The following is a 26,940-nucleotide window of genomic DNA, read 5'->3' as shown; positions in this document are numbered from 1 at the left end:
GTTTTTGTTTTTTTCTTGCCCGGTTCGGGCTGTGTCCAGGGGGGGCTGTGCCCGGGAACCCGGGGGCCCGGGGGTATCCTCCGGCGGGCCCACGGTCGTACCGGGACCCGCGTCACAGCTCGGACGGCCCCCAGTCGTCCACCGCCAGATCGTCCCCCACCCGCACGGTGCCCGGGCGCAGTACGGCGAACTTGCTGCCGAGGGCCACCCCGCCGACCGCCGCCCGGCGGTACCGCGCCAGGGTGCGCAGCGGCTCCGGGCCCGCCTTGGCGCCGGTCGGCTGGTCCACCAGCGTCACCGCGCAGCGGATCGCCAGCTTGGTGTAGCCGAACTCGGCGCCGCCGACGCGGAAGCGGCGCAGCAGGTCCTCGGTGTGCGGCTCCGGCCAGCCGTCCACCACCAGGTTCGGGCGGAACCGCTCCACCGGCAGCGGGGCGACGCCCTCGCCGGTGCGCGCGTTGAAGTCGTCCAAGGTCGCCCGGGAGAGCAGGTGCATCGCGCTGCTGTCGGCGAAGCCCGAGGTCCCCGGGGTCAGCCCGTCGGTCGCCCGGTCGTGCTCCGGTGGCACCCGGACCAGCCGGCTGGGCGCGCCCAGCACCCGGGACAGCCAGGCGGCGACCTCCTCGCCCTGGTCGACGGCCGGGTACGGCACGCCGAACAGCTCGACCTTGCGGCGCGGGCCCGCGGTGTCCACGGCGAAGGCCACCGGCGCCACCCCGGGCGCGGCCAGCGCCAGCCGGGCGCCGCCCTCCGCCACCGCCGGGCGGACGGTCGCCAGCAGCGGATCCCGCCGCTGGGAGCGGAACACGCCGTCCTGGTCCACCACCATGAACTCCCGGTCGTGGGCGAGCCCCGCCGCGGTCACCTCCGCCCGCTCCGTGCGCACCCCGGCGCAGCCCTTCACCGGGTAGTACCGGAGTTCCGTCACCGTCGCCATGCCGCCCCCGTGGTCCGCGGCCGCTCGGGCCGCTCTTCTCCTCGCCCCCGTAGGGTAGTTGCAGGGCGGGCGCGGACCGGACCGGCCGTCGTGCCGGTGAACACCCGGCGGCCGTGCGGTTGCTAGGGTCTGCCCATGGCACCGAGCAGCGCGAACCCCCCGGGACGGCTCCGGCGCGACGCGCAGCGCAACCGGGACCAGCTGCTCGCCGCCGCCCGCGAGATGTTCTCCCGGCACGGCCTCGACGTCCCGCTGGACCAGATCGCCAAGGAGGCCGGCGTCGGCAACGCCACCCTCTACCGGCACTTCCCGACCCGCGAGGCGCTGATCGCCGAGGTCTTCGCGGACGCCGGGACCGGACTCGCCGAAGCCGGGCGGGAGGCGCTCGCCGCCGAGGACGCCTGGACCGGCCTGGAGGGCTACTTCGAGCGGATCTTCGCCCTCGTCGCCGCCGACCGCGGCATCAACGACCTGGTCACCCAGGCCATCCCGGTCATCCCCGGCATGATCGAGATCAGCCGCGGGCACGCCGCCACCGTCGGCGCCCTGATCGCCCGCGCCCAGGAGCAGGGCACCATGCGGCGCGACGTGGTCACCATGGACCTGCTCTTCCTGCTCGGCCCGCTCTGCCGCGCCCTGCCCGCCGCCACCGAGCTGCGCCCCGACCTCTGGCGCCGGTACCTCGCCCTGCTGCTGGACGGCTTCCGCGCGCGGGCCGCCCACCCGCTGCCGGTCCCGCCGATCGGCGAGGAGCACCTGGACCGGATGTTCGCGGACCTGTGGGAGGCCGGGGCCCCGGAGGTCTGACCGCCCCCGCCCTTCCCCCGCCTCCCCTGCCCTCCTGTCGGCATCAGGGACGCGTACGGAACGCCGGGTGGGGCGTCAGGACCGTGTCAACGGGTGCGGGCGGGCTCGGGTGCGCCGGTTAGCTGGGGTGATCCGCCCGGGGGCGGCGGCGCGGACGGAGAGGCGGGGCGGGCGATGACGGACACGGGTGCGGGCGACGGCCGGATCGTGGTCGGCGTCAGCGGGTCGCTCGGCAGCCTCGCGGCCCTGCACCACGCGGTGGCCGAGGCCCGGCGGACGGACGCCGAGGTGCTCGCGGTGCTGTGCTGGACCCCGCCGGGGGAGGAGCTCGGCTACCGCCGCTCGGTCTGCCCGCCGGTGGTGGGCGCCGGCCGGGACGCGGCCGTCACCCGGCTGCGGCAGGCGCTCGACGAGGCCTTCGCCGGGCGGTACGCCGGAGCCCGGCTGCGCTGCCAGGCCGTGCGCGGCGAGACCGCCCACACGCTGCTGCGCTGCGCGGACCGGCCGGGCGACGTCCTGGTGCTCGGCGCCGGACGGGAGCGGGGCTGCCTCTCCCGGCTGATCCGGCCGTCCGTCACCGCCTACTGCGTCCGGCACGCGGCCTGCCCGGTGCTCACCGTGCCGCGCCCGCCCCTCCAGCGGGACCTGGAGGCGCTGGAGCGCGGCTACGGCCTGCGGGACCTGGTGGCGGGCAACTAGGCAGTCAACTGGCCTGCGGAGTAGGGGCGTTGGGCGGCGCCCGCCCCTATCGGAGCCCGGCCGCCCGGGCGAGGAGTGCGGCGGTCCGCCGGCCGGCCGCCAGGGTGGCGGGGTCGGTGGCGGGCAGGCAACGGTCGGCCCCGGGGTCGTAGGTGGTCATCACCACGCCGGCGTGGTCGGTGGGGAGTTCGAGCAGTTCGGCGGTCGGCACGACCGCGTGCAGCTGATGGGTCAGCCAGCCGGGTACCACCTCGTCCGTGGTGCCCAGCACCAGCAGGACCGGCACCGGGGACGGGCCCGCCGCCAGGTGGTCGAGCGGGACGTCCCCGGTGGTGGCCGCCGGGCGGCCGTACGCGGAGGCGATGCCGACGGCGGCGGTGGGGCGCAGCTCGGCCGGGGTGTCCGGGTGGGTGGCCACCGCCACGGCCTCCCGGCCGCCGAGCGACCAGCCGGCGAGCACGAAGCGGTCCGGATCCCCGCCGTACGCCGCCGCGTTGCGCCGGGCGAAGGCCAGCGAGGCGAGCAGGTCGGCGCGGCCGCCGTCCGCCCGGTCGGAGCGCCAGTCCGGGACGAGGACCAGCAGGCCGAGTCCGGCGGCCTCCTGGGCGAGGGTGTGCAGCACGTCGCGCTCGTCGGGGCCCGAGCCGTGCCAGAGCAGGACGACGGGGGCGGGCCCGGAGTCGGTGGCGGCGGGGCGGTGGACGTCCAACAGGCGTCCGTCCGCGTACGGAACGGCCTCCGGTCGCGCGGTCGTCATGCCGGGTTCGCCTCCGATTCGATGGGTGGTCACGGAGCTGCTACTGTACTTCCTGTCGCGAGGGAGATGATCTCTCGTCAGGCGTCAGCGGTGCTACCAGAGCACGTCCTACTTTCAGTAGGAAGAGTCCGTGCGATCCGGGCCTGGCGCTCCACGGTTCGGACGGGGTCCGGCACCTTCACGGGTGCCGGACCCCGTCCGCGTTTCCGTCCGCGTTTCCGCCCGCGGGGAGCGGGAGTTCAGGACGGCTGGCGGTCGGAGCCCAGTTCGCGGGAGATCCGCAGGCCGGCCTGGGCGACGACCGGGCCGAGGGCGCGGACCCGGGCGGCCGTCATCCGGGAGGTGAGGCCGGAGACGGACAGGGCCGCCGTGACCTCGCCGGTGTGGTCGAAGATCGGCGCGGCCACGCAGCGCACCTCGGGTTCGTTCTCCCGGTCGTCGATCGAGTAGCCGCGGGCGCGGATCCGGGCGAGGTCGGCGCGCAGCCGGGTCTCGTCCGCGATGGTCCAGGCGGTGACCGGGCGCAGGCCGGCCGCGACCACCTCGGTGACCGCCTCCTCGGGCAGCCAGGCGAGGATCGCCTTTCCGGTGGCGGTGCAGTAGGCGGGCGCCCGGCTGCCGACCCGGGAGGCCATCCGGACGTTGGTCTCGTCCTCGACCTTGTCCAGGTAGACGATCCCGGGTGCCTGCCAGACGGTCAGGTGGACGGTCTCGCCGGCCTCGCGCTGGAGCCGGCGCAGGTGTTCGGCGGCGACGCTGCGCAGGTCGAGGGTGGTCAGGTAGGCCTGGCCGAGCCGGAGCGAGCCGTGGCCGAGGCGGAACCAGCCGGTCTCGCGGTCCCGTTCGAGCAGGTGCTCGTCGAGCAGCGGGCCGGCCAGCCGGAGCACGGTGCTCTTGTTGAGGCCCAGGGCGTCGGCGAGTTGGGCGAGCGGCACGCCGCGCCCGTCGCCGTGGTCGCGGACGTGGCCGAGGACGGCGAGTGCGCGGCGCAGCGAGGAGGACTGGTTGCGCTCGGTCGTGGGCTTCGACGCGGGCGCGGCCGTCGTCGTGGGCTGCTGGGGCGACGTCTCCGTCATGGGTCCGTTCCCTGGTCCGGGTTCTGCTGGCGTGGCCCCCGCACGTCGGCGGGGGTGGTCAGAACGTACCCCTTCGGGCCCGGGTCGGCGCATCCTCGATACAACGTTGTGCAGTGCAAAACTTCGTGAACCACCTCTTGTTGGGCCCGATCGCCCACGCCTAACGTCCCTGCCATCGAGCAGGCGGCGTCGCCCACCCGAGGCGCTGCGCCCTGCCGTCACCCCCACCACTTCACCCACCATCGGCCCCGGTCAGGGCCTGCTTCGACGCGCCCGTCCCCCGGCGGGGAGCGTCTCGGCGGCAGCTGTCGGGAGGGGAGGTCTCCACCCATGCGACTCACCAGTCGGGCCGCTGCGGCCGTCGCGCTCGCCGCCTGCTGCCTCGCCGCCACCGCCTGCGCCCCGGGCACCGCGGCGCCGGCCGGCGGCAAGGCCGACGACCGCACCGGCACCCTCCAGGTGTGGCTGTACAACGAGGCGGGCAACGCGGCCAAGGAAGCCGTGGTGGCCAAGGCCGTCAACGAGTTCCAGGCCTCCCACCAGGGCGTCACGGTGAAGGTCGGCTACATCGACACCGACGCCTCGGCCCGCGCGGCCAAGATGAAGGGCGCATTCAACGACCCCAACAGCGCCCCCGACCTGGTCGAGTTCGGCAACACCGACCTGCCCGGCTACGTCGCCGCCGGCGGACTGGCCGAGATCGGCGCCGAGTTGGACACGTGGCAGTCCAAGGGCGACCTCGACCCGGCGATCGCGGGGACGGCGGTGGTCGACGGCAAGACCTACGGCCTGCCGTGGTGGGTCGGCGTGCGCGCCCTGTACTACCGCACCGACCTGTTCACCGAGGCCGGTCTCAACCCGCCCGCCTCGTACGCCGAACTGGTCGCGGCCGGTGCGAAGATCCACGCCGCGCACCCGGACACCTTCGGCATCGCGGTCGGCGGCAAGTACACCTTCGGCGCGCTGCCCTTCGTCTGGGACGCGGGCGGCGACATCGCGGCCAAGAACGGCACGGCCTTCAAGGCCGCCATCGACTCGCCCGCCGCGCAGGCCGGGATCAAGCGCTACACCGACCTGTTCGGCCCGGACGGCTGCCCCGCCCAGCAGTGCGCGGACCTGACCGGCGGCAAGACCGTCGACCTGTTCGCGGCCGGGAAGTCGGCGATGGCGATCCTGGTCAACTCCAACCGCGGCAAGGTGGAGGCGGGCGCGGTCAAGGGCAAGTACGGCGTGGTGCCGCTGCCCGGGGAGAAGGCCGGCTCGATCGCCCCCGCCTTCGCGGGCGGCAACAACCTCGGGGTGATGAAGGCGGCCAAGCACCGCACGCTGGCGGTGGAGTTCGCGAAGCTGCTGGCGAGCCCGGCCTACCAGGCGCAGATGTACGACGCGATGGGCAACCTGCCGACGCTCAAGTCGGTCAGCGCCGAGGTCGGGGCGAAGGACGCCTTCCTCAAGCCGTTCACCGACACCATCGCCGCCGGCACCCGCTTCGTGCCGCTGGACCAGGCGTGGGCGCAGATCGACGCCCAGGCGGTGATCCCGACCATGCTGCAGCAGGTGGTCACGGGCAAGGCGGACGTGGCCAAGGCCTCCGCCGACGCCGCGGCGCAGATCAATTCGGCCTTCGCCGCGCACTGACCCGCCGAGCAGAGAGCAGGTCCCGCACGTGTCCGCATCCACCACGACCGCCCCGTCGGCGCCGGCCTCCCCGCAGCGGCGCCGTGGGGGCAGGGCGCCGGCCGCACCCCCGGGCGGCCGGCGCCGCCGGCCCCCGCTGCTGCTGCTCCTGCCGGCCGCGGTCATCCTGGTCCCGCTGGTGGCCTACCCGATCTACCAGCTCGGGCTGTTGTCCGTGCTGGACTTCGGGCAGGCCCAGGCCTCCGGCGGTGTCCCGACCTCCTTCGTCGGCCTCGGCAACTACACGAAGATCCTGGAGGACGGCCAGTTCTGGACGGTGCTGGTGCAGACCGTCGGCTTCGCCGCCTTCTGCGTGGTCGCCACCCTGGCCGTCGGCGCGACCCTCGCGGTGCTGCTGACCAGGGTCGGCCGCTGGCCGCGGCTGGTGCTGACCACGGCGGCGATGGCCGCCTGGGCGGCGCCCGCGATGACCGGTTCGACGGTGTGGAGCTTCCTGTTCGACACCAACCTCGGGCTGGTCAACCACACCCTGGTGCGGCTCGGGCTGAGCGGCTTCCACGAGTTCAACTGGTTCTACGACAAGTGGACGGCGTTCCTGATCGTCGGCGCCGTGGTGGTGTGGCACTCCTACCCGTTCGTCATGGTCACCCTCTACGCGGGCATCCGGGCCATCCCGGAGGAGGTCATGGAGGCCGCCGCCCTGGACGGCGCCGGCACCTGGACCACCTTCCGCCGGATCACCGCGCCGATGCTGCGGCCGATCCTGACCATCGTGGTGATCCAGTCGGTGATCTGGGACTTCAAGGTCTTCACCCAGATCTACGTGATGACCGAGGGCGGCGGCATCGCCGGCCAGAACCTGGTGCTCAACGTGTACGCGTACCAGAAGGCCTTCGCCTCCTCGCAGTACGGGCTGGGCGCGGCGATCGGCGTGATCATGCTGCTGATCCTGGTGGTCCCGACGGTCCTGTACATCCGCAGCCTGCGACGGACGGGGAACGAGCTGTGAACGCCCTGCGCAACCCCCGCGGCCGGTGGCGGCTCGCGGCGAACAGCGGTGCCGTGGTGCTGGCGGTGGTCACCGCCTTCCCGATCTTCTGGATGGTGCTCTCGGCCTTCAAGCCCAAGGGCGAGGTGCAGTCGCTGGACCCGAGGCCGTGGACCGCCCACCCGACGCTGGACAGCTTCCGGCAGGTGCTCAGCGTGGACGGCTTCGGCCGGTACTTCGTCAACAGCCTGGTGGTCGCGCTGTCGGTGGTGGTGCTGTCGGCGGTGGTGGTCTTCCTGGCCGCCGTGGCGGTGACCCGGTTCAGGTTCCGGTTCCGCACCACGATCATGGTGATGTTCCTGATCGCCCAGATGATCCCGGTCGAGGCGCTGACCATCCCGCTGTTCTTCATGTTCCGCGACGCCGGCCGGTTCGCGCCGGGCGTCGGCCTGAACACCCTGGCCTCGCTGGTGCTGGTGCAGCTGGCGTTCTCGCTGCCGTTCGGGATCTGGATGATGCGCGGCTTCGTCGCGGCCGTGCCGGTCTCGATCGAGGAGGCCGCGCAGATCGACGGGGCGAGCCGGACCCGCATCCTGTGGCGGATCCTGCTGCCGCTGGTGGCCCCGGGTCTGGCCGCGACCAGCGTGTTCTCCTTCATCGCGGCGTGGAACGACTTCGTCTTCGCGAAGACCTTCATCATCAGCGCCAGCCAGAACCAGACGCTGCCCTCCGCACTGCTGGTGTTCTTCAAGCCGGACGAGAACGACTGGGGCGGGATCATGGCGGCGTCCACGCTGATGACGGTGCCGGTGCTGGTGTTCTTCGTCGCGGTGCAGCGCAGGCTGGTGTCCGGGCTGGCCGGCGCGGTCAAGGACTGATGAGCGAGGGGGTGGCTCTCAGGCGACCCCGTACGGGCGGAACTGGATGCTGATCCGCGGGCCGACCGGGCGGGCGGTCTTCGGGATCGCGTGCTCCCAGGTGCGCTGGCAGGAGCCGCCCATCACCACCAGGTCCCCGTGGCCGAGCGGCCGGCGGACGACGGCGCCGCCGCCGTACCGGGGCCGCAGGGCGAGGACGCGAGGCTCGCCCACGGAGAGGATCGCCACCATGGTGTCCTCCCGGGCGCCGCGCCCGATCCGGTCGCCGTGCCAGGCCACGCTGTCCCGGCCGTCCCGGTAGTAGCAGAGCCCGAGGGTGCGGAAGGGCTCGCCCAGCTCCGCCGCGTAGTGCCGGCTCAGCGCCGTCCGGGCCAGGCCGAGGACGGGGTGCGGCGGTTCGGCGTCGGCGCCGTAGGAGGCGAGCAGCCGGGGGACGTCGACGGTGCGCTCGTACATCTCCCGCCGTTCGGCCCGCCAGGGGACGTCGGCGGCCAGCTGTTCGAACAGCCGGTCGGCGCCGTGCAGCCAGCCCGGCAGCACGTCCAGCCAGGCGCCGTCGCCGAGGAGCAGGCGCTGGACGCCGTCGAGCGGGCCGAGCCGGGGGTCGGCGGCTTCTTCGAACAGCGAGGGCTGGAGGTGGACGGTGCCGGGCATGGGGCCAGCGTACGCCGTGATTCGAACAGGCGCTCGAATTACCTGGACGGGGCCGGCCCGGGCGCCCAGTCGGGGCGATTGCAAGGCGATATTCAGTGAATGCCTTTGATTTGTAGGTCTGCGCGACGGTGTGGCAGCATAATCGCAGACACTGGATAGGCTTCACATCGGAAAGCGAAGGATCATGTCGGACGGCGCCCGCGTCATCGTCGGAGTCAGCGGTTCCCTGCACAGCCTGACCGCCCTGCACCGGGCGGCGGAGGAGGCCCGGGCCCGAGGGGCCGTCCTCGTCCCGGTGCTGGCCTGGACCCCGGTCGGCGGCGAGCGCAGCTACCGCGCCCGGCCCTGCCCGCCGCTGCTCCGCGCCTGGCAGGACGCCGCCGGGGCCCGGCTGGAGAGCGCCCTCGGCCAGGCCTTCGGCGGTCTGCCGATCGGCCTGCCGGTGCAGCCGCTGGTGATGCGCGGCGAGCCCGGCCCGGTGCTGACCGCACTGGCCGACCGGCCCGGCGACCTGCTGGTGATCAGCGCCGGCCGGCACGGCTCGCTGCGTGGCCGCCTGCGCCGACTGCTGCGCGGCTCGGTCGCCCGCCACTGCCTCGACCACGCGCGCGGCGGCGTGCTCGTCGTCCCGCCGTCCACCCTGCACGATGACCTGCGCGCCCTGCACCGCGGCGACATCGACCTGCGGGAGCTCATCGCGGCCTGACGGCCCATCAACTGCCGTGCACGGTCGGGCCGTCATCCCCCGTGCACGGTTCGGCCCCCGATCACCGTACGGAGCGGCAGCAGCCCGCGCAGGTCCGCCGTCGGGCAGTGCAGCGGGTCGACCGGCCACAGCGTCAGGTCGGCGAGCGCCCCCGGCCGCAGGCTGCCCCGCTCGGCCTCCTCGCCGGTCAGCCGGGCGGCGTTCACGGTGTGCAGCGCGATCGCCTCGGCCCGTCCGATCGCATGCTCGGGGCCGACCACCCCGGCCGTGGTGCCGCGGGTCGTCATGCCCCACACCGACACCATCGCGCCGTACGGGCCGACCGGGAAGTCCGATCCGGCCGACAGCTGCGCTCCCTCGTCCAGCCACTCGCGCAGCGGGAACAGCGCGGCGGTGCGCTCCTCGCCCCAGGCCCGCTGCTGGGTGAGCGCGCCGTCGTGCAGCAGCGGGTGCTGCACCGTCACCGGGATGCCCAGCGCCACCGCCCGGGCCCGCTGGTCGGCCCGGGCCAGTCCGCCGTGCTCGACCACGAGCGTTCCCGGCGGCAGCCCCGGGTGGCGCTTCACCACCTGCTCGAAGACGTCCAGCAGCACCCGCAGCCCGCGGTCGCCCCAGGCGTGCACACCCACCCGCCAGCCGCGCCCGACCACCCGCTCCACCGCGGCGAGCAGCTCGGCCGGCTCCCAGAGCAGCCGCCCGTGGTAGCAGGGCTGCCCCTGGTACGGCTGCTCCAGGGCGCCCGCCTCGAAGCCGCCGTCGATGCCGAACTTGACGCCCCACAGCCGCAGTCGGGCGTCGTCCCGGCCGTCCGCGCGCCAGCCGTCCATCCGGTCGAGCAGGGCGTCCACCTGGGCGGGGGTGCGGGCCGCGAAGCCGGAGACCAGGGCCCGGACCCGGACGGCGAGCGCCCCCGCGGCCCGGGCCGCGTCCAGCACGTCGAGGTCCTCGACCGGGACGAGGCAGTCGCGCACCGTCCCGATCCCGGTGGCCGCGTAGTCGGCGGAGGCCGCGCGCAGCCCCTCGATCCGCTCGGCGAGGGTCGGCCGCGGCAGCACCCGCTCGACCGCCTCGACCGCCCGGTTGATCAGCCGGCCGGTCAGCCGCCCCCGCGCGTCCCGCTCGATCACCCCGCCGTCCGGGGCCTCGGTGGACTCGTCGATCCCGGCCAGCCGCAGCGCGGCCGAGTTGAGCACCATGTTGTACGCGCCGCGGCGCACCAGCACCGGGTGGTCGGCGGTGACGGCGTCCAACTCGGCGGTGGTCGGCAGGCGTTGCTCGGCGAGCAGCACCTCCTGCCAGTTGACGGTGGTGGCGATCCACTCCCCGGCGGGGGTGCGGGCGGCCCGGTCGCGGATCAGCGCCAGGAAGCCGTCGAGGTCCCGGGCCCGGTGCACCGGGACGCCGTGGACGCTGTGCCCGGCCAGGATCAGGTGGGTGTGGGTGTCGTCGAAGGCGGGCAGCACGGTCGTGTCCGGGGCGTCCACCACCTCGGTGTCCGGCCCGACCAGGGCGTCCAGGCCGTTCGGTTCGGCGGCGAGGGCGGTGATCCGGCCGCCGGTGACGGCGACCGCCCGCTGCGGCGCCCCGCCCGGGACGAGGGTGTGCACGGCGGCGGCGCGGATCAGCAGATCGGCGGGGGGTGTGCTGGTGCCCGGGGCGGGGGTGCTGGTGGCCGGAGCGGGGGTGCGGTCCGGGGTGGGGGTGCGGTCCGGGGCGGTCATGGCAGCTCCTCGGGGTGGGACAGTCCGGTGACCTTCTCGACGTAGCGCAGGCTCGGCTCGGCGAACAGCCCGTGCACCTCGGTGAACACCGCGCGGGCCGGCACGGCGTTCCAGTGCTCGGGCAGCAGCGGCGCGGGCAGCCCGGGGTCGAGGTACGGCAGCCGGCGCCACTGGGTGAGCATCGGCACGTAGTCCCGGAAGGCCTCGACCGGGTCGATCCGCTCCCGTCCGCGCACCTGCTCGGCGACCGGCCGCCAGGCGTCGGTGAAGGCCGCGTACTGCGCCTCGATCGCCGGGAGGTCCCACCACGTCGCCACCGCCGTACGGAGTTCGGCGAAGCCGGCGTACTCGGCGGAGAGGAACAGGTGGACGTAGGCGCTCAGGCCGAGGCGCTCCAGCAGCCGGCGGGCGTCCGGCAGCAGCCGGGCGGGGGCCAGCCAGACGCCCGGGGCGGCGTTGCCGAAGCCGAGCCAGCTCAGCCGGGAGCGCAGCTGGTGGCGGTGGGCGCGTTCGGACTCCGGCACCGAGAAGACCGCCACCACCCAGCCGTCGGCGAGCTCGGCGGGCTCCAGGCTGTGGAAGATCCGGCGGTCGCCCTCGTCGAACACCGGGCCCATCGCCGGGGCCAGCCGGTAGCCGGTGCCCGAACGGCGCTCCTGGAGCAGGGTGCCGGCCTTCTTCAGGCGGGAGATGGCCGAGCGGACGGCCGGGCCGTCGACGTCCAGCTCGGCCATCAGCGCGATCAGGTCGGCGATCGATATCCAGCCGCCGAGGCGGCGGACGAACTCTCCGTAGACGGTGTTGATCAGGGAGCTGGGCCGGGTGGTGCTCTCCGGCATCTGCGGGCCCTCCTCCCCGACGGCTGGTGGTGATCATAGCGACGGCACCGCGGGTCGGGCGCGGGCCGGTGGCGGGTTGGTGCGGATCGGCCTCGGGGCGGGTGGGGGCCGGGCGTGACCGGGGCGTGGCTCAGGCGTACGCGCCGGAGAGCAGGTGCCCGGCGCCGGGGGCGACGGCGGGCAGGCCGAGCGCCCGGAGCAACTGGTGGGTGGTGCAGATCGCCGCCGAGACCACCGGCTTGCCGAGCTGCTGCTCGGCCTCCTCGACGGCGGACAGCGAGGGCATCTGCACGCAGGCGGAGAGCACCACCGCGTCCGCGTCTCCGTGCGCCAGGCCCTTGGCGATCCCGGGCAGCCGGGCCGGGTCGTGGGCGGCCACGTCGAGGTTGTCGGCGATCTCCAGCGCGACGTGGTCGAGCACCTCGATGCCCTCCCCGCCGAGGTAGTCGACCACCGTCGCGGCCAGCGGGCGCAGGTACGGGGTGACCATCGCGACCTTCCGCGCGCCGAGCGCCTGCAGCCCGGCGACCAGGGCGCCGGCGCTGGTCACCACGGGCGCGGGCGCGCCGTTCTCGACGGTGCGGCGGTGCAGCCGCTGCTCGGCCTCGCGGTGGTAGCCGGGGCCGGTGGCCATCACCGCGACCAGGCAGGCGTAGCCGATCACGTCGACCCGGGCGTCCGAGAGCTCGGCGGCGCAGCGGTCGGACTCGCCGTCCATGGCGCGCAGTTGCTCGGGGGTGACCCTGGTCATCCGCATCCGGCTGGAGTGGAAGGTGAACCGTTCCGGGGCGACCGCCTCGCGGGCCCGCAGCAGGGCCGGGACTTCGGTCTCCATGGTGACGTTGGAGCTCGGGACGATCTGGCCGATCCGGTAGGTGGTCATCTGCGCCGGACTCCTCTCAGCGGGCGTCGATCACGGGGTTGGCGAGGGTGCCGATCCGCTCGATGGTGGCCTCGACCAGGTCGCCGGGCTGCAGGAACTGCGGCGGGACCATGCCGGCGCCGACCCCGGAGGGGGAGCCGGTGGAGATGACGTCGCCGGGTTCCAGGGTCATCCCGGCGGAGATGTCGGCGATCAGTCGGGCGATGCCGAACAGCATGTGGCGGGTGTTGGAGTCCTGCCGCAGTTCGCCGTTGACCCGCAGCGAGAGGTCGAGCCGCTGCGGGTCGGGGATCTCGTCGGCGGTGACCACGACCGGGCCGAACGGCGCGTAGCTGTCCTGGCCCTTGGAGAAGAACCACTGCCCGCTGCGGCGCTGGTCGCGGGCGCTGATGTCGTTGACGATGCTGTAGCCGAACACGTGCCGCCAGGCGTCCGCCTCGCTCACCCGGAACGCGGGCTCGCCGATCACCACGGCGAGTTCGCACTCCCAGTCGAGCTGCTTGGTGAGGTCGGCGTTGTGCAGGATCGGTCCGCCGGGGCCGGTGACGGCGGTGGTGGGCTTGCCGAACAGCACCGGGCGGTCCGGGAGTTCGCGTTCGGTGTCCAGGGTGCGGTGGGACTCGGCCACGTGCTCCACGTAGTTGAGGCCGACCCCGACGATCTTGCCGGGGCGCAGCGGGGCGCACAGCGTGACCTCGGCGAGCGGCCGGGTGGCCGGCGCGCCGGCGGTGAGGGCGCCAGGGGTCAGGGCGCGGGCGGTCAGGGCGCGGGCGGTGGCCAGGGCCGGTTCGCCCGCCCGGATCAACCCCAGCAGGTCGGGCGGGAGTTCGGCCCCGGCGGCGGTGGCCAGGGCGGTCAGGTCGACGACCCGGTCGCCGTCGGTGCGGGCGCCGAGCCGGGGGGTGGGGTCGCCGTCGGCGCGGAAGGTCAGCAGCTGCATCGGGTGGACTCCTGTTACGGGGCGGTGGGCTCGGGGGTGTCCTGGTGCCCGTCGTGGGCCGGGTGGGCCTCCTCGCGGTAGAGGCCGAGGGAGTGCATCACCGGGAAGTCGTTGAAGGAGAACAGGCAGGCGTCCTCGCCCTGGTCGAGGTTCTCGTGCTCGTGCCAGGCCCAGGACGGGACGACGAAGATGTCGCCCTGCTGCCACTCGAAGCGCTGCCCGGCGATCACCGAGACGCCCCGGCCCTTGGCGGCGGTGTAGACCACCGAGCCGGTGTGCCGGTGGGCGCGGGTGGCCTGGCCGGGGCGGAGCAGCTGGAGGTGGGCGGCCATGGTGGGCATCACCGAGCCGCCGGTGACCGGGTTGGTGTACTCCATGATCACGCCGTCGTACGGGGATCCCTCGGTGGCGCGGGCCAGTCGGCACAGCGCGTGGTAGCTGGGCTCCCAGAGCCAGCCGAGCAGCGGCGAGTACGGGCGGGTCCACTTCTCGACGCCGTACGGGAGCAGGTTGCCGCCGTAGCTGAGCAGGGAGGAGTTCGGGACCGGGCCGGGGCGCTGGTAGAGGTCCGGGTGGACTTCGTAGAAGTTGGCGTCCAGGGTGTTGACCAGCGGGATGTCCAGGCCGTCCTGCCAGATCACCGGGTTGTCCTCGGCCTCGTTGCCGTGCTCGTGCCAGGTGCTGTTGGGAGTGATCGCGAAGTCGCGCGGGCCGACCCGGAGCTTCTGGCCGTCGACGATCGTCCAGGCACCGGTGCCCTCGTGGACGAAACGCAGGGCGGAGGCCTGGTGGCGGTGCGCGGTCATCGCCTCGCCGGGGCCCATGATCTGCAGGCCGGTGTACAACAGGCCGACGGCGGCGCTGAGTTCGCGGCGCCCGGGGTTGACCAGCATCACCACCCGGCGGCCCGCGTCGTCGGCCTTCACCAGCGGGAGGGCCTTGCGGACCAGCGGGCGCAGGTCGGCGTAGCGCCAGAGCACCGGGACGGACTTCGGCTGCGGGTACCAGGGTTCGATCTCGTTCGCCACCGTCCACAGGGCGCCGGCCTCGTGCTTGGCCAACTCCTCGTAGTAGGCGAGCAGTTCGGGGCTGTCGTTGACGCGGGCCCGGCCGATCCGGCCGTCGTCGTAGGTGCCTTCGGTGCTCATGACTCCTCCTCGGGGAAGGTGAGTGGCCGCAGCGGGCGGTCGTCCACGTGCAGCCGGAAGACGTCGAAGCGGTTGTAGTGGCCGACGATGTCGTGCATCTGCTTGGGCTGGATGCAGCGGCCGAGGTCGATCTCGGCGTAGACGATGCCCTCCTCGTCGACCAGCGGTTCGGTGACCGCCCGGCCGTCCGGTCCGAAGATCCCGGACAACGCACTGTGCGGGCGGGCGAGTTGGCTGCGCAGCCGGCGGTCGTCACCGGCGATCAGGTCGATCATCTCGGGCGACACGGTCGAGCAGGAGACCACGGTGAACAGCTTGCCCTCGAAGCAGTGGGCGGCGGCGCGCAGCGCGATCGCCTCCGCCATGTCGTAGTCCTCGGGGCCGACCGGCAGGGCGATGTAGGCGGCGGCGTGGACGAGTTCGCCCTGGGCCAGCAGGGTGAAGCGGGCCAGGGTGTTGGTGTTCTCCCCGCAGGCCAGGGCGCCGAGCGGGCCGACGGCGGTGCGGTGCACCTTCAACGAGCTGCCGTCGCCCTGGGTCCAGGTCAGCTTCTCGGCCCAGGTGGGTACCAGTTTGCGGTGCACGCCGAGGAGTTCGCCGTCCGAGCCGATGATCAGCAGGGTGTTGTACAGCACCCCGAGGCTGTGCCGGCCGCGCTCGTTGACGCCGATCACCAGCACCACCCCGGCCTGCCGGGCGGCCGAGCACAGGGCGTCCACGTACGGTCCGGGGACGTCCACCGCGGCGCGGTACAGCCGTTCGTACCAGGGGGAGCCCTGCACGGGGGTCATCGTCCAGTTCCAGTACGGGTAGCCGGGCACGAAGACCTCGGGGAAGACCACGAGTTCGGCGCCGCGGCCGGCTGCCTCCCGGATCAGGGCGACGGCCTTGTCCACGGTGGCGGCCGGGTCCAGGTAGACCGGGGCGGCCTGGACGGCGGCGGCGGTGAAGCGCGGCAGGTCCATGCGTCCTCCTCACTGCCCGTCCGGAGCCGGCCGCCAGCGGCGGTGGACGGGCGGGGCGGCCTCCCGCAGCAGGTGCAGGCGCGGGGCGACCTTGTCGGCGCCCGGGCCCGGCGGCCTGCGGCGCCCGGCGAGCCAGGGCGCGGGCCAGGGGGCGCCCGGGCCGGTGTACGCCTGCTCGGCGGCGGCGTGCAGGGTCCAGAACGGGTCGTGCAGCTGGGCCCGGCCGACCGCGACCAGGTCGGCGCGGCCCGCCAGCAGGACGGAGTTGGCGTCGTCGTGGCCGGAGATCGCGCCGACCGCGACGGTCGGCAGGCCGGTGGCGGCGCGGACCAGTTCGGCGAAGGGCGTCTGGAAGCCGCGCCCGTACGGCGGCCGCTGGTGCGCCACCACCTCGCCGGTGGAGACGTCCACCGCGTCCGCCCCGGCCTCGCCCAGCGCCCGGCAGATCGCCACCGCCTCGTCCTCGGTGGTGCCGCCGGGGGCCCAGTCGGCGGCCGAGATCCGGACCAGCAGCGGCCGCCCGGCGGGCCAGACGGCGCGGACGGCGGACAGCACCTCGACCGGCAGCCGCAGCCGGTGGGCGAGCGGGCCGCCGTAGCCGTCGGTGCGGTGGTTGGTGAGCGGGGAGAGGAAGGCGGAGAGCAGGTGGCCGTGGCCGAACTGGAGCTCCAGCACGTCGAACCCGGCCCGGGCGGCGCGTTCGGCGGCGGCCGCGAAGTCGGCGGTGACGACGGCCAGGTGGACGTCGTTCGCCTCGTGCGGGACGGCGCTGCCGGAGTCCCAGGGCAGCGGTGAGGGGGCGAGCAGCGGCCAGCCGTCGGCGAGCGGGCGGCCGATGCCGTCCGGTCCGGGCGCGGCGGTGGCGCCCCGGCGGCCGGCGTGGGTGAGCTGGAGGCCGACCGGGGTGTCGCTCACCGCCGCGACGGCGCGCCGCAGTTCCGCCCAGGCGCCCTCCTGGCGGTCGGTCCACAGCCCGGGGCAGCGGTCGGTGGCCCGGCCCTCGGGGCTGACCGCCGTCATCCCGGCGATCACCAGCCCGGCGCCGCCGAGCGCGTGGGCGGTCAGCTGGGCCCGGTCGAAGGCGCTGGGCAGCCCGTCGGGGGAGGTGAAGGTCGCCAGCGGGGGCACCACGATCCGGTTGCGCAGCTCCAGGGCGCCGAGTTTCAGCGGCCGGAACATCGGCGGCACCCCGGGGGAGCCGCCGGTGGCGGCGTCCACGGCGGCGGTGAACTCCGGGTCGCGGGCCCGCAGGTTGTCGTAGGTGACCCGGCGGCTTCGGGTGAGCAGGTCGAAGGCGAACCGGTCCGGGTCCCGCCCGGTGCGGCGCCCCACCGTCTCGAACCACTCCAGGCTGGCCTGCGCGGCCCGCTGGGTGGACTCCACCACCGGCCGCCGCTCGGCCTCGTAGGCGGCCAACGCGCCGTCCGGGGTGGGCTGTTCGCTCAGCGCGGCGGCCAGGGCGAGGGCGTCCTCCAGGGCCAGCTTGGTGCCCGAGCCGATCGAGAAGTGCGCGGAGTGCGCGGCGTCGCCGAGCAGCACGGTGTTGCCGTGGCGCCAACTGGCGTTGCGGACGGTGGTGAAGCGGATCCAGCGGGAGGCGTTGGGGATCAGCCGGTGGCCGTCCAGGTGCCCGGCGAGCAGTTCCGCGCAGCGCTCCACGCTCGCCAGGTCGCTCTCGCCGCGCGCGAACTCCCTTGCGGCGAGGGCCTCGAAGCCCGCCCGGCGCCAGGCGTCCGCGGCGATCTCGACGATGAAGGTCGAGCGGGTGGCGCTGTACGGGTAGGCGTGCACCTGCACGGTGCCGAAGTCGAACTCCTCGACGATGAAGGTGAAGGCCTCGAAGACCTTGTCGGTGGCGAGCCAGATGTAGCGGCAGTGCCGCTCGTCCAGTTCGGTGCGGAACGCCTCCGGGCGGGCGGCCCGGGTGCCGGAGTGGATGCCGTCGGCGGCCACCACCAGGTCGTACTCGGCGGCGAGCCGGTCGGCCGGCGGGGCGGGCGTGCGGTAGCGCACGTCCACCGCCAGCTCGGCGCAGCGGTCCTGGAGGACGGCGCGCAGCCGGTTGCGGTCCAGGGCGGCGAAGCCGTGCCCGCCGCTGGTGCGGACCTGGCCGGCGTAGCGGATGTCGATGTCGCTCCAGCGGGCGAACTCGGCGCTGATCGCGGCGAAGACCTTCGGGTCGGCCTGGGCGATGCCGTCCAGGGTCTCGTCGGAGAACACCACGCCGAAGCCGAACGCGTCCTCCCGGCCGTCCCGTTCGAACACGGTGATCTCGCGGGCGGGGTCCAACTGCTTGGCCAGGGCGGCGAAGTAGAGCCCGCCGGGGCCGGCGCCGATCACCGCGATGCGGCGCGGCCCGCCGGGCGTCGGCTGCTGCGGCCCGCCCGTCGGCCGCTGCCCGCCCGTCTGCTGTCCGGCCGTCGACTGCTGCGGCCCGCCCGTCACGCGACCACCTCGGGCTGCTGCGGACCGGCCTCGGTGAGCGCCCGGCGGACCGGGTCGGGCCAGGGCTCGGCGCCCTTGACCCGCGGCGCGGCGTGCACCACCGACATCCGGCCGCTGGCGGCCAGCCCCTGCGGGCCGTGCACCTCGAAGGCGTAGTGCAGCGAGGAGCCGCCGACCCGGACGACCCGCAGCTCGGTGCGGACCACGTCCCCGAACCAGAGCCGCTCCCGGTAGTCGGCCTCGAAGTGCACCCGGGGGATCCGTCCGAACAGCTCGGCCAGGCCGAGCCGGCGCAGCAGCGCCGCCTCGGCGGCCTCGGCCCAGCGCTGGACGGCGGAGAAGTGGTAGTGCCCGGCGGCGTCGGTGTCCGACCACTCGACCCGGCGCTCGATGGTGATGGCGGCCGGGGCGGGCTCCGGCTCGGATCGGTGTGTCACGGCGGCCCTTCTGCGCAGCTCGGCGCGGAGCAGCTTGCCGGTCGCGGTGCGCGGCAGCTCGGGGACGAACTCGACGGCGCGCGGGTACTTGTACGGCGCGATGGTGCGTTTGACGTGCTCCTGGAGCTCCTTGACGGTCCCGGCGCCGGCCGGGGTGCCCCCGGTCAGCACCACGTACGCCTTGACCACCGTGCCGCGCCGTTCGTCCGGCGCGGCCACCACGGCGCAGTCGGCGACCGCGGGGTGGGCGGCCAGGGCCTGTTCCACCTCGGGGCCGGCGATGTTGTACCCCGCCGAGACGATCATGTCGTCGTTGCGGGCCTGGTACCGGAAGTAGCCGTCCCGGTCGCGGAGGTAGGTGTCGCCGGTGAGGTTCCAGCCGCCGCGGACGTACTCGCGCTGGCGCTCGTCGTCCAGGTAGCGGCAGCCGGTGGGGCCCTTGACGGCGAGCAGTCCGGGTTGGCCGTCCGGCACCGGGTTGCCCTGCCGGTCGAGTATCGCCGCCCGGTAGCCGGGGACGGGGCGGCCGGTGGCGCCGGGCCGGGCGTCGTCGTCGGCGGCCGAGATGAACACGTGCAGCAGCTCGGTGGCGCCGATCCCGTCGATCAGCCGTCGGCCGGTGGCGGCGTGGAAGGCCTCCCACACGGCGGCGGGCAGCGGCTCGCCGGCCGACACGCAGCGCCGTACGCCGGACAGCCGGTCGGCGAGCCCGGCGGCCAGGATCGCCCGGTAGGCGGTGGGCGCGGTGAACAGCACGCTCACCCCGTGCCGGGCGACCTCCTCGGCGAGCTGTTCGGGGGTGGCCCGCTCCAGCAGCAGGCTGGCGGCGCCGGCCCGCAGCGGGAAGACCAGCAGGCCGCCGAGGCCGAAGGTGAAGCCGAACGGCGGGGTGCCGGTGAAGAGGTCGTCGGGGGTGGGGCGGAGCAGGTGGCGGGAGAAGGTGTCGGCGTTGGCCAGCACGTCCCGGTGGAAGTGCAGGGTGGCCTTGGGCCGGCCGGTGGTGCCGGAGGTGAAGGCGATCAGCGCGACGTCGTCGGCGGCGGTCGGTACGGCGGTGAAGCCGGGCCGCTGGGTGGCACTGCGGGCGGTGAGGTCCTCGGGGCCGGGGCCGCCGAAGGAGAGGACCCGCAGCCCGGGGGCGTCGGCGAGGTCGAGCTCGGTGCGGAAGCGGTGGTCGCACAGGGCGAGGGTGGGGCGGGCGATCCGGGCCAGTTCGGTCAGCTCGGCCGCCCGGAGCAGCGGCACGGTGGTGACGACCACCCCGCCGGCTTTCAGGACCCCGAGCCAACAGGCGGCCAGCCAGGGGGTGTTGGGGCCGCGCAGCAGGACGCGGTTGCCGGGGACCAGGCCCAGTTCCTCGGTGAGCAGGCGGGCTGTCCGGTCGGCGTGGTCGCGCAGTTCGCCGTAGCTCCACCGGGTGGTGGGGGTGAGCAGGCAGCGGCGGTCGGGGCCCAGGCGGGCGATGGTGTCGTCGAGCAGGGCGGACGCGCAGTTCAGTCGGTCGGGGTAGGCCAACTCCGGGAGTTCGAAGAGGAGTTCTGGCCACTGGTCGAAGGGCGGGAGATGGTCTCGGCAGAACGTGTCCATGTGCGCCGAGGGGGAGAGCTCCATGGGCGGCACCTCGTCGGGCGAGCGGGAGTGAAGCCAGTATGGCGCGCTCGTGACGCCAGTCAAGAGAGCGATACATGCATTCGGGCGACGGGGGCGGTCGGCGCAGGTCAGGGGCGGGGCGGGGCGAGCGGAACGCCCCGCCGGCCGGTGGGGCCTGCGGGGCGCAGGGGTGCTGCGGTGCGGGTGGGGTTCCTGGGGTGGCTGGGCTTCACGGGGTGGCTGTGCCTCGTTGGGCGGCCGGGTTTGCCGGGTTTGCCGGGTGGCCGGGCTTGCCGGGGCGGCCGGGAAGCGTCGGCGTTCAGCCCCCGGTGGCGTGGAAGACGGCGTCCGGGGTCCGGCCGTCCTCGGCCTGCCGGGCGCGCTCGGCGAGCATCCGGGCGAACGGGGTGAGCCCGGGCAGTGCCACCGCGGCCCCCGGCCCGGCGTAGTGCACGTAGAGCAGCGTCGAGTCGACCCGGACCACCGTCTCCGCCGTCGAGTCGCCCCGGGTGCGGGCGGCGCTCCGGTCGCCGACCGCCTGGACGGCCGCCGGGGCCGCGTCGCCCCGGGCGTCGAGGAGGTCGAGCCGGGTGTCGAAGGCCCGGCCGGCCGCCTCGGCGGAGCTGAAGGTGACCACGGTGAACTGCACGGACGGCAGCGGCGCGGCACTGAACGACACCGTCGCATAGGCGAGTTGCTGGTCGCAGGCGCCCGGGAGCAGACAGGGCGCGCCCGGCCCGCTGCCCGTCCCCGAACGCGGCGCCCCCTGCTGCTGCCAGCCGCCCGGCATCGCGGCGGCGTCCGGCAGCACGCCCTGCACCCGCGCGGGATCGCGGATGGTCCGGGCGGCGTGGGCGAAGTCGGGCCCGGTGGGTTGCAGCAGCGGGCGCGAGCCGAGGTTGATCCCGAGTGCGACCAGCGCGGCGATCAGGACCAGGGCCAGGACGGTGAGGACGGCGACGTTGCCGCGCCGGGCCGCCAGGGCCCGGGCGGCGCCGGCGGCCGCCGGGTCGACCCTCAGCTGGACGGTGCTCGGGCCGCCGGCCGGGGCGTCCGGGTCCGCCCCCGGCCGGACGGTGCGAGGCTCCGGTTCCGCGTCCGGCCCCCCGGTGCGCAGCTGGACGGTGCTCGGGCCGGTCCGCAGTTGGACCGTGCTGGGGCTCGCGTCCGTCCGCAGCTGGACGGTGTTCGGATCGGCCGTCCCGCCGAGGTCGGTGGTGGTCAGGTACTGCGCGAACCCCTGGTCGGTGGCGAGCAGCCGGGCGACGGCCGCGGCCAGTTCGGCCCGCGCCGCCGGATCGTCCGGGTCCGCCTCGATCGCCGACAGCGCCCGGGCCCCCTCGGGCGTCAGCCGCAACCGGGCCCGGACCACCTCGGCCACCGCCCGCCCCCGCCCGCCGGGCGTGCCCCGGGCCAGTCGCACCAGCGCCCCCACCACACCCGCCACCAGCCCGCGGCCGTCCCCCATGGCAACTCCCCCCGCCGTACGAGTCGTTGCCCCCAGGCTCCCGGACCGGCCGCCGGGGCACACCCCCCTCCGGTTGAACGGAGACGCAACTGCAACCGCGCGCGGACCTGGCGGAGACCCGGCGGCCCACCGGTCCCGTCCGTCGCCGGTCCCGTCGGTCGCCGGTCCGGTCCGTCACCGGGTGGCCAGCTCCGCCATCACCGCCACCGGCAGCGCCGGGTTGGCGGCCGCGGCCTCGGCGGTGCGGTGGTCCGGGGAGGCCAGGCAGGCGGTCAGCGCGGCGGGGGAGGCGTTCGGGTGGGCGGCGAGGGTCCGCAGGGCCTTGACGGGGGTGGGCGGGGTGGTGGCGATGCGGTCGAGCAGTGCGGTGGGGGTACCCGGGTTCCTGGTCACGGCGGTGGCCACCTTCGTGCCGAACCGGTCCAGCACGGTGGCCAGTTGGGCACCGCTGAGGCCCGGATGCGGGGCCACCGACTTGACCACGCTCGCGTCCGGGTCCGCGGCGAGCCGGTCCCGGAGGTCCGTCGGCAGGGCCCGGTGCTCGGCGACCAGCACGCGGACCCTGGGTTCGGGCACGGCGGCGAGGGCGCGGAGTTCGGCCGGAGTGGCGGCGGCGATCCGGGGAAGCAGGGTCGAGCCGATCCGGACGGCGGCCGCGAGCCGGGCGAGGAGGTCGAACGGGATGGCGGGGTTGTGGGCGAGCGAGCGCCGGACGTCGTAGCCGTCGTCCTCGGCGAGCCGGCTCATCAGTGCCGCGTCGATCCCCGGGTTCCGGGCCAGGTTGGACCGGACCCAGGGGATCTCGTCCCCGGCCAGCCGGCGGTACGGCTCGGCGGGCAGCCCGGGGTGGGTGGCGAGCGCCTGCCGGATCATCATGTGGTCACCCACCAGGCGGGCGGCGGCCGACCCCGGGGTGGTCGGATGGGCCGCCGCCTGTTCGCGGACCATCACCTCGGGATCGTCCAGCAGGGCCGTGAGCAGTTCCGCGGGCGTGGCCTCGTTGGCCGCGGCCGCGCGTCGGACCTGCGCCGCCGGGTGCGCGGCCAGCCGTGCCAGCAGGTCCGGGCGCCCGGTGCAGTGTCCGAGAACGGCCACCACGTCGTCGGACTCGTCCACCGCGAGCAGGTCCGCGACCTCGTCCGGGAGCCCGACCGCGGAGGCGAGCCGTTCCCGCACCAGCTCGTCCGGGTCGCGGGCGAAAAGCCGGGCCCAGGCCGGGTCCCCGCGTCCCTCGTCCAGCAGGACGAGCGCGACCCGCGGCCGGGCGAGCGGGTCGACGTCCCCGACGGGCAACAGGCCGCGCTCGGCGAGCCGTACGGCGGCGTCCTCGAAGCGTTCGGCCAGCAGCCGGACCTGCCCCGGGTCGAGGTCCGGCCGTTCCGCGAGTGCGCACGCCAACTCCTCGTCCGCGGCGGGAAGTCGGTCGATCAGCTGCCCGAGCAGCTCGGGCGGCAGGGCGGGGTTGCGGGCGACGGCGTACAGCAGGGTGGGCATCCGCGCATTCTGCCCGCCGCCCGGTCGGGCCCGCCGCCGATTTCCGTGCGGGCCCGACCGATTTCCGTGCGGGCCCGACCGGTTGCCGTCGTCCGCCCGCCGGGGCGTCGGCCCGGGTCAGCGCACGGGCGCCGACATGTAGACGGCCCGCCGCCCGTAGTACTCCGGCACCGTGACCTCGCGGTGCGCCCGGTAGCCGAGCAGCCGCAGCAGGATGTCCGCGCCGCGCACCGCGACCATCGAGATCCGTTCGAAGCCCGACTCCTCGGCCCGCTCCCGGAAGTGCCGCATGAACCCCAGGGCGACCTCCCGGCCGCGCAGGTCCTCGGCGATCACCAGGTCGTGCACGTGCAGGTTGGCCGAGGTGTACGCCGTCTCCTCCGGCCGGGTGAGGTCCGGGCAGCGCAGCGGCGGGTACGGCAGGCTCAGCAGGTAGCCGCGGACGACGCCCTGCTGCTCCAGCACGTAGCAGGTGTCCGGTGAGCTGCGGGCCCGGGACTGCAGCGCCTCCCGGCCCTCGGACAGGCCGTCGGCGGCGTAGGCGTCGTGTTCGAGCGCGACCACGGCGTCCCAGTCCCCGTCGGCCAGCCGCCGGATCCGGAGGTCCTCGCTCACCGGGTCGCCCCCTCCGCACCGGCGTCCGGGCCTTCCGGGCCTTCCGCACCTTCGGGACCGGCGTCCAGTCCGTGGGCGCGGGCGGCGGACACCATCGCGGCCCAGGCCTCGACCAGCACCGCCCAGCGTTCGGCGTCCTGCCGGGCCTCGTCCAGGAGCTGTCCGCGCCGCTCGGCCACCACGTCCGCGAGCTCGGTGTACTTGCCGCCGAGCTTGCGGTAGGAGCGGTCCAGAACGTCCAGGCAGTGCTCGTTCCCGGCCTGGTCCCAGTCGACGCTGCCGCGCACCAGGTCGACGATCGGCTCGACCTTCAGCCCGTGCCGCTCGTCCAGCAGCCCGCGGCCCAGGTCGATCATGCCGCCGTAGACCGGGTACAGGTACAGCATCGAGAGCAGGAACTTGACGAACCGCAGCTGGTAGTTGACGAAGCCGGCGCCGATGCGGCGCTCGGGCGTGTAGTAGTTGACGATGTGCCGGTTATGGACGACGCCGGGCAGCCGGGAGTGGACCAGGGCGTGCAGAAGGGCGTAGTCGCTGCCGATGGTCTCGATCGAGGGCAGCAGCGGCAGCACCTCGTAGGCCCGGTGGTCCAGGGCGATGTTGCACATGTAGACGTCCCAGATGTCGGGGACGCCGAGGACGGACTCGTCGGCGGTGAACGGCTCGGAGCCGGCGCCCTTGAACGAGACGTCGACCATCGCGTCCCGGTCCTCCTCCGGCCAGACCGGCGGGGTCCAGAGGCGGACGATCTCGCGGTAGACGGCCGGGTCCAGCTCGTGGATCTCGCTGATGTCCACGTTGAGTTCGCCGATGAAGGAGCCGCTGACCAGCATCACCGGCTTGTCCGCGTCGGCCGGGTCGAGCTCGGAGCGGGTCACCCCGGCCACCGCCTCGCCGGCCGGCCGGCCGATCGAGAGCAGCTCGTGGTGGATCGGGAAGACCTTCCGGCCGTCGACGACCTGGAAGTCGGCGTCGTCGTTGCGCAGGTGCGCCGAGGTGCAGCCGAGGGCGGCCGCGCCGAGGAAGAGCCGGTTGACGCAGGAGCCGTACGCGACGGCCGGCGGGAGCATCAGGTCGAGCAGCAGGCCGGGGTCGGCGGCGCCGGAGCGCTCGGCCACCCGGCGCAGGAACTCCCGCTGCCGCGCCTCGCCCAGGTGGTGGACGGCCACGCCGGGGGTCGGCTCCAGCGCGGCCACGGCGTCCGCGTTCTGCGCGAAGGCGGCGGCGTCGGTGGTGTCGAGGATGAGCAGGTGCACCTCGACGCCGAAGGTCGCGACGGCGTAGGCCGCCTCCTCGGCGAGTTCCGCGATGGTCTCGGGGCAGGAACGCATGGTGGGCAGGGCGAGGCAGACTCTCTGCATGGCGGTGGTTCTCCGTCGGTTCGTCAGAACGGTTGCGGCGGTGGCGCCGTGAGGGCTTCGAGCGCACCACCGTGGACTAGACCACTTCCCAAGTCAACGATTGACAGCGGGGCTGCGGCGGGGTGGAATGCGCCCCCGCCCGGTGGCTCCGGAGGGCCCTCGGAGGGCCTTCGGGGTCGTCCGGGGGCCGTGCGGACCGAGCCCGGACCCGCTTCCCGGACAGGGCGGAGCACGGAACCGGCGGCGCGCCCTGTCGCCGCCGGGTCCGCACGTGAGGACGAATTCCCCTCGTTGATCCGAACGGCCGTGCGGCCCCGGGCGGTTCAACCCCGCCGATCCCGCCGCCGGGGTCAATCCGCGACCCGGACCTGCCGATACCGGCAACGACGTCATTACGCCGTTCGGAGGAGCCAGCATGCCCGAACCGTGGCTGCCCGGTGCCGAGATCCACGACCTCGGCGACCACGCGCCGACCGACCACCAGTACCCCCCGAAGGCCATCGCCCACATCACCTGGGACCGCAACGCCACCGCCGCCGCGCCGCAGGACTGGTGCACCTACGAGGACCTCGTCGGGTACTTCACCGGCGCCGGCGCCGGCGACGCCCCGCACCTGGTCTGGGACCCGTTCAGCGGCCGCACGGCGCAGCTGTTCCCCGCCGACTCCCGCTCCAAGAGCCTGCTCAGCCCGGCCCAGAGCCCCACCCGCACCAACCGGGCCGGGCTGGTGGTGATCCAGATCGAGGCGGTGTTCTTCCCCTACTGCCGCCACCAGGGCACCGTCTACCCCCGGCTGGTCGACACCCCGTGCGCGGGCTGGGACCGGATCCACGCCTGGATCACCTCCTGGGGGGTGCCCGACGCCTGGCCGATGGGGCGGCCGACCGACTTCACCGAGCACCGCGACGAGCGGGTCTGGGAGACCGCGGGCGGCTGGTACGCGCACGCCCACGTGCCGTACAACGACCACGTCGACCCCGGTTCCTGGCCCGCCTTCACCGCGGGCCCCGGCTCGCCCACCGGCCCGCCCTCCCAGCAGCACCCCGCCCCGCCCGCCGACCCGACCCCCGCCCGCTACCAGGTCACCGTCAACGGCCTGGCGTACGGCTACGGCGCCCAGGGCTACCAGGTGACCACCGTCGGACGGGCGCTGGTCACGGCCGGCTTCGGCACCCACTACCACTCCGGGCCCGGACCGACCTGGACGGACGCCGACACCGAGAACTACGCGGACTACCAGGCGAGCCTGGGGTACTCCGGGCCGGCGGCGGACGGCGTCCCGGGCGAGGCCTCGCTGCGCCGGCTGCTCGGCTACCTGCCCGGCCCGCGCACCGTCTCGCTCGCCCACGTCGTCGCGGCGGCGCGCAGCGACCCGGGGGCGGAGCAGGGACACCGGACGTACGGGGCCGAGGTGGCGATCGTCGAACAGGCGCTGGCGGACGAGGGGTTGCTCGAACAGCGCTGGGTGGACGGGTCCTACGGCAGCCTCACGGTGACGGCGTACGCGGGCTGGCAGCGGCGCTGCGGGTACTCGGCGGGTGCCGCGGACGGGATCCCGGGGCGGGACTCGCTGCACCGGCTGGGGGCGGCGCGGGGGTTCGCGGTGACGGACTGACGGACTGACGGGCCGACGGGCGGGGCGCTGCGGGGCCGCGGGTCGGTGTGGGTACTCCCCGGGGAGTCGGTCGGTCGCGGCGACGGCCGGGGACGTACTCGCCGGGGAGTAGCCGAGGTTACTTCCGCCGTCAGATGCCCGATGAGGGGCGGACGGGGGAGTCTGGGCGCGTCCTCGTGACCCCGACTCGAAGGAGGTACCTGTGCGCCCGTCCACCGAAGCCGTCGCGGCCCCCGGCGCGGGGCGGCGGTCCGCCGGCCGCCGACTGTCGCCGGGAGC

At 74.7% G+C, this 26,940-nt stretch carries 22 protein-coding genes and 2 pseudogenes; 7 read left to right on the top strand and 17 right to left on the bottom strand.

Translation table 11 applies throughout. The features are described 5' to 3' along the window. Positions 1–112: 112 nt before the first annotated feature. Positions 113–937: an MOSC domain-containing protein gene (locus ACFXPX_RS24905; RefSeq protein WP_380643351.1), complete on the bottom strand. Its 825-nt coding sequence runs from the start codon at positions 935–937 to the stop codon at positions 113–115. 135 nt (positions 938–1,072) lie between these two features. On the opposite strand from ACFXPX_RS24905, the gene ACFXPX_RS24900 reads away from it, so the two are divergent. After that, the gene (locus tag ACFXPX_RS24900; RefSeq protein ID WP_380643349.1) at positions 1,073–1,744 is read left to right on the top strand and encodes a TetR/AcrR family transcriptional regulator; all 672 of its coding nucleotides are present in this window, start codon (positions 1,073–1,075) and stop codon (positions 1,742–1,744) included. 174 nt (positions 1,745–1,918) lie between these two features. Further along, the gene (locus ACFXPX_RS24895; protein WP_375885827.1) at positions 1,919–2,443 is read left to right on the top strand and encodes a universal stress protein; all 525 of its coding nucleotides are present in this window, start codon (positions 1,919–1,921) and stop codon (positions 2,441–2,443) included. Between the two features lie 46 nt (positions 2,444–2,489). On the opposite strand, the gene ACFXPX_RS24890 is transcribed toward ACFXPX_RS24895, so the two are convergent. Together ACFXPX_RS24890 and ACFXPX_RS24885 are read right to left on the bottom strand one after the other, a co-directional pair. Next, complete coding sequence (locus ACFXPX_RS24890; RefSeq protein ID WP_380591840.1) at positions 2,490–3,200, bottom strand: alpha/beta hydrolase; 711 nt, start codon at positions 3,198–3,200, stop codon at positions 2,490–2,492. Positions 3,201–3,439: 239 nt separating this feature from the next. After that, the gene (locus ACFXPX_RS24885; protein WP_375885829.1) at positions 3,440–4,276 is read right to left on the bottom strand and encodes an IclR family transcriptional regulator; all 837 of its coding nucleotides are present in this window, start codon (positions 4,274–4,276) and stop codon (positions 3,440–3,442) included. Positions 4,277–4,606: 330 nt separating this feature from the next. Here ACFXPX_RS24885 and ACFXPX_RS24880 point away from each other — a divergent pair, with 330 nt between their 5' ends. Genes ACFXPX_RS24880 through ACFXPX_RS24870 form a run of 3 tightly spaced genes read left to right on the top strand, consistent with a single transcriptional unit; the run spans position 4,607 to position 7,780 of the window. After that, entirely contained in the window at positions 4,607–5,914 is a 1,308-nt protein-coding gene (locus ACFXPX_RS24880) for an extracellular solute-binding protein (RefSeq protein ID WP_380643347.1), read from the top strand. A 28-nt stretch (positions 5,915–5,942) separates the two neighbouring features. Next, positions 5,943–6,923 (top strand): carbohydrate ABC transporter permease, encoded by a 981-nt coding sequence (locus tag ACFXPX_RS24875; protein ID WP_380526806.1) that lies wholly within the window; start codon positions 5,943–5,945, stop codon positions 6,921–6,923. Positions 6,924–6,928: 5 nt separating this feature from the next. After that, on the top strand, positions 6,929–7,780 hold the full coding sequence (locus ACFXPX_RS24870) for a carbohydrate ABC transporter permease (RefSeq protein ID WP_380643359.1): 852 nt from the start codon (positions 6,929–6,931) through the stop codon (positions 7,778–7,780). Between the two features lie 18 nt (positions 7,781–7,798). Here ACFXPX_RS24870 and ACFXPX_RS24865 read toward each other — a convergent pair whose 3' ends face one another. Continuing rightward, complete coding sequence (locus ACFXPX_RS24865; RefSeq protein ID WP_380591834.1) at positions 7,799–8,434, bottom strand: alpha-ketoglutarate-dependent dioxygenase AlkB; 636 nt, start codon at positions 8,432–8,434, stop codon at positions 7,799–7,801. Positions 8,435–8,618: 184 nt separating this feature from the next. Between ACFXPX_RS24865 and ACFXPX_RS24860 the strand changes: the two genes are divergently transcribed. Further along, positions 8,619–9,140: a universal stress protein gene (locus ACFXPX_RS24860; RefSeq protein ID WP_380526802.1), complete on the top strand. Its 522-nt coding sequence runs from the start codon at positions 8,619–8,621 to the stop codon at positions 9,138–9,140. Positions 9,141–9,172: 32 nt separating this feature from the next. Here ACFXPX_RS24860 and ACFXPX_RS24855 read toward each other — a convergent pair whose 3' ends face one another. The 13 genes and pseudogenes from ACFXPX_RS24855 to ACFXPX_RS24795 all read right to left on the bottom strand — a co-directional run bounded on the left by ACFXPX_RS24855 (position 9,173) and on the right by ACFXPX_RS24795 (position 25,046). Next, positions 9,173–10,861 carry an amidohydrolase gene (locus tag ACFXPX_RS24855; RefSeq protein ID WP_380526800.1) on the bottom strand — a complete coding sequence of 563 codons (1,689 nt, stop codon included), beginning with the start codon at positions 10,859–10,861 and terminating at the stop codon, positions 9,173–9,175. Continuing rightward, positions 10,858–11,700, bottom strand: coding sequence for a PaaX family transcriptional regulator C-terminal domain-containing protein (locus ACFXPX_RS24850; protein ID WP_375885840.1), 843 nt, complete (start codon positions 11,698–11,700; stop codon positions 10,858–10,860). The genes ACFXPX_RS24855 and ACFXPX_RS24850 overlap by 4 nt, the downstream gene beginning before the upstream one ends. A 130-nt stretch (positions 11,701–11,830) precedes the next feature. Continuing rightward, on the bottom strand, positions 11,831–12,583 hold the full coding sequence (locus ACFXPX_RS24845; RefSeq protein WP_375885842.1) for an Asp/Glu racemase: 753 nt from the start codon (positions 12,581–12,583) through the stop codon (positions 11,831–11,833). 16 nt (positions 12,584–12,599) lie between these two features. After that, a complete protein-coding gene (locus ACFXPX_RS24840) occupies positions 12,600–13,523 on the bottom strand; it encodes a fumarylacetoacetate hydrolase family protein (protein ID WP_380396000.1) in 924 nt (307 codons plus the stop codon). A 14-nt stretch (positions 13,524–13,537) separates the two neighbouring features. Next, on the bottom strand, positions 13,538–14,671 hold the full coding sequence (locus ACFXPX_RS24835; protein WP_380643345.1) for a cupin domain-containing protein: 1,134 nt from the start codon (positions 14,669–14,671) through the stop codon (positions 13,538–13,540). Further along, positions 14,668–15,636, bottom strand: a complete 969-nt coding sequence (locus ACFXPX_RS24830; RefSeq protein WP_380643343.1) for a carbon-nitrogen hydrolase family protein — start codon at positions 15,634–15,636, stop codon at positions 14,668–14,670. The genes ACFXPX_RS24835 and ACFXPX_RS24830 overlap by 4 nt, the downstream gene beginning before the upstream one ends. 9 nt (positions 15,637–15,645) lie before the next feature. Next, positions 15,646–18,081 (bottom strand): FAD-dependent monooxygenase, encoded by a 2,436-nt coding sequence (locus tag ACFXPX_RS24825; protein ID WP_380643341.1) that lies wholly within the window; start codon positions 18,079–18,081, stop codon positions 15,646–15,648. Then, a pseudogene (locus ACFXPX_RS24820) lies at positions 18,078–18,422 on the bottom strand (acyl-CoA thioesterase); the annotation flags it as partial. The gene ACFXPX_RS24825 and the pseudogene ACFXPX_RS24820, both read right to left, overlap by 4 nt. A gap of 99 nt (positions 18,423–18,521) precedes the next feature. Continuing rightward, positions 18,522–20,129 (bottom strand): annotated as a pseudogene (locus ACFXPX_RS24815) (AMP-binding protein); the annotation flags it as partial. 298 nt (positions 20,130–20,427) lie between these two features. Then, positions 20,428–21,576 carry a hypothetical protein gene (locus tag ACFXPX_RS24810; protein ID WP_380526792.1) on the bottom strand — a complete coding sequence of 383 codons (1,149 nt, stop codon included), beginning with the start codon at positions 21,574–21,576 and terminating at the stop codon, positions 20,428–20,430. 174 nt (positions 21,577–21,750) lie between these two features. Beyond that, the gene (locus ACFXPX_RS24805; RefSeq protein WP_380643339.1) at positions 21,751–23,070 is read right to left on the bottom strand and encodes a hypothetical protein; all 1,320 of its coding nucleotides are present in this window, start codon (positions 23,068–23,070) and stop codon (positions 21,751–21,753) included. A 117-nt stretch (positions 23,071–23,187) separates the two neighbouring features. Then, a complete protein-coding gene (locus tag ACFXPX_RS24800; RefSeq protein ID WP_375885858.1) occupies positions 23,188–23,685 on the bottom strand; it encodes a GNAT family N-acetyltransferase in 498 nt (165 codons plus the stop codon). After that, positions 23,682–25,046 (bottom strand): DUF6271 family protein, encoded by a 1,365-nt coding sequence (locus ACFXPX_RS24795; protein WP_380526788.1) that lies wholly within the window; start codon positions 25,044–25,046, stop codon positions 23,682–23,684. The genes ACFXPX_RS24800 and ACFXPX_RS24795 overlap by 4 nt, the downstream gene beginning before the upstream one ends. A 415-nt stretch (positions 25,047–25,461) precedes the next feature. Between ACFXPX_RS24795 and ACFXPX_RS24790 the strand changes: the two genes are divergently transcribed. Next, positions 25,462–26,661 (top strand): peptidoglycan-binding protein, encoded by a 1,200-nt coding sequence (locus ACFXPX_RS24790; protein ID WP_380526786.1) that lies wholly within the window; start codon positions 25,462–25,464, stop codon positions 26,659–26,661. The last annotated feature ends 279 nt before the right edge of the window (positions 26,662–26,940 follow it).

Origin of the sequence: Kitasatospora sp. NPDC059146, from assembly GCF_042786665.1 — a bacterium.
Taxonomy (GTDB): Bacteria; Actinomycetota; Actinomycetes; order Streptomycetales; family Streptomycetaceae; genus Kitasatospora.
Note: the sequence above shows the minus strand (reverse complement) of the source record. Positions and strands in the feature narration are given on the sequence as shown.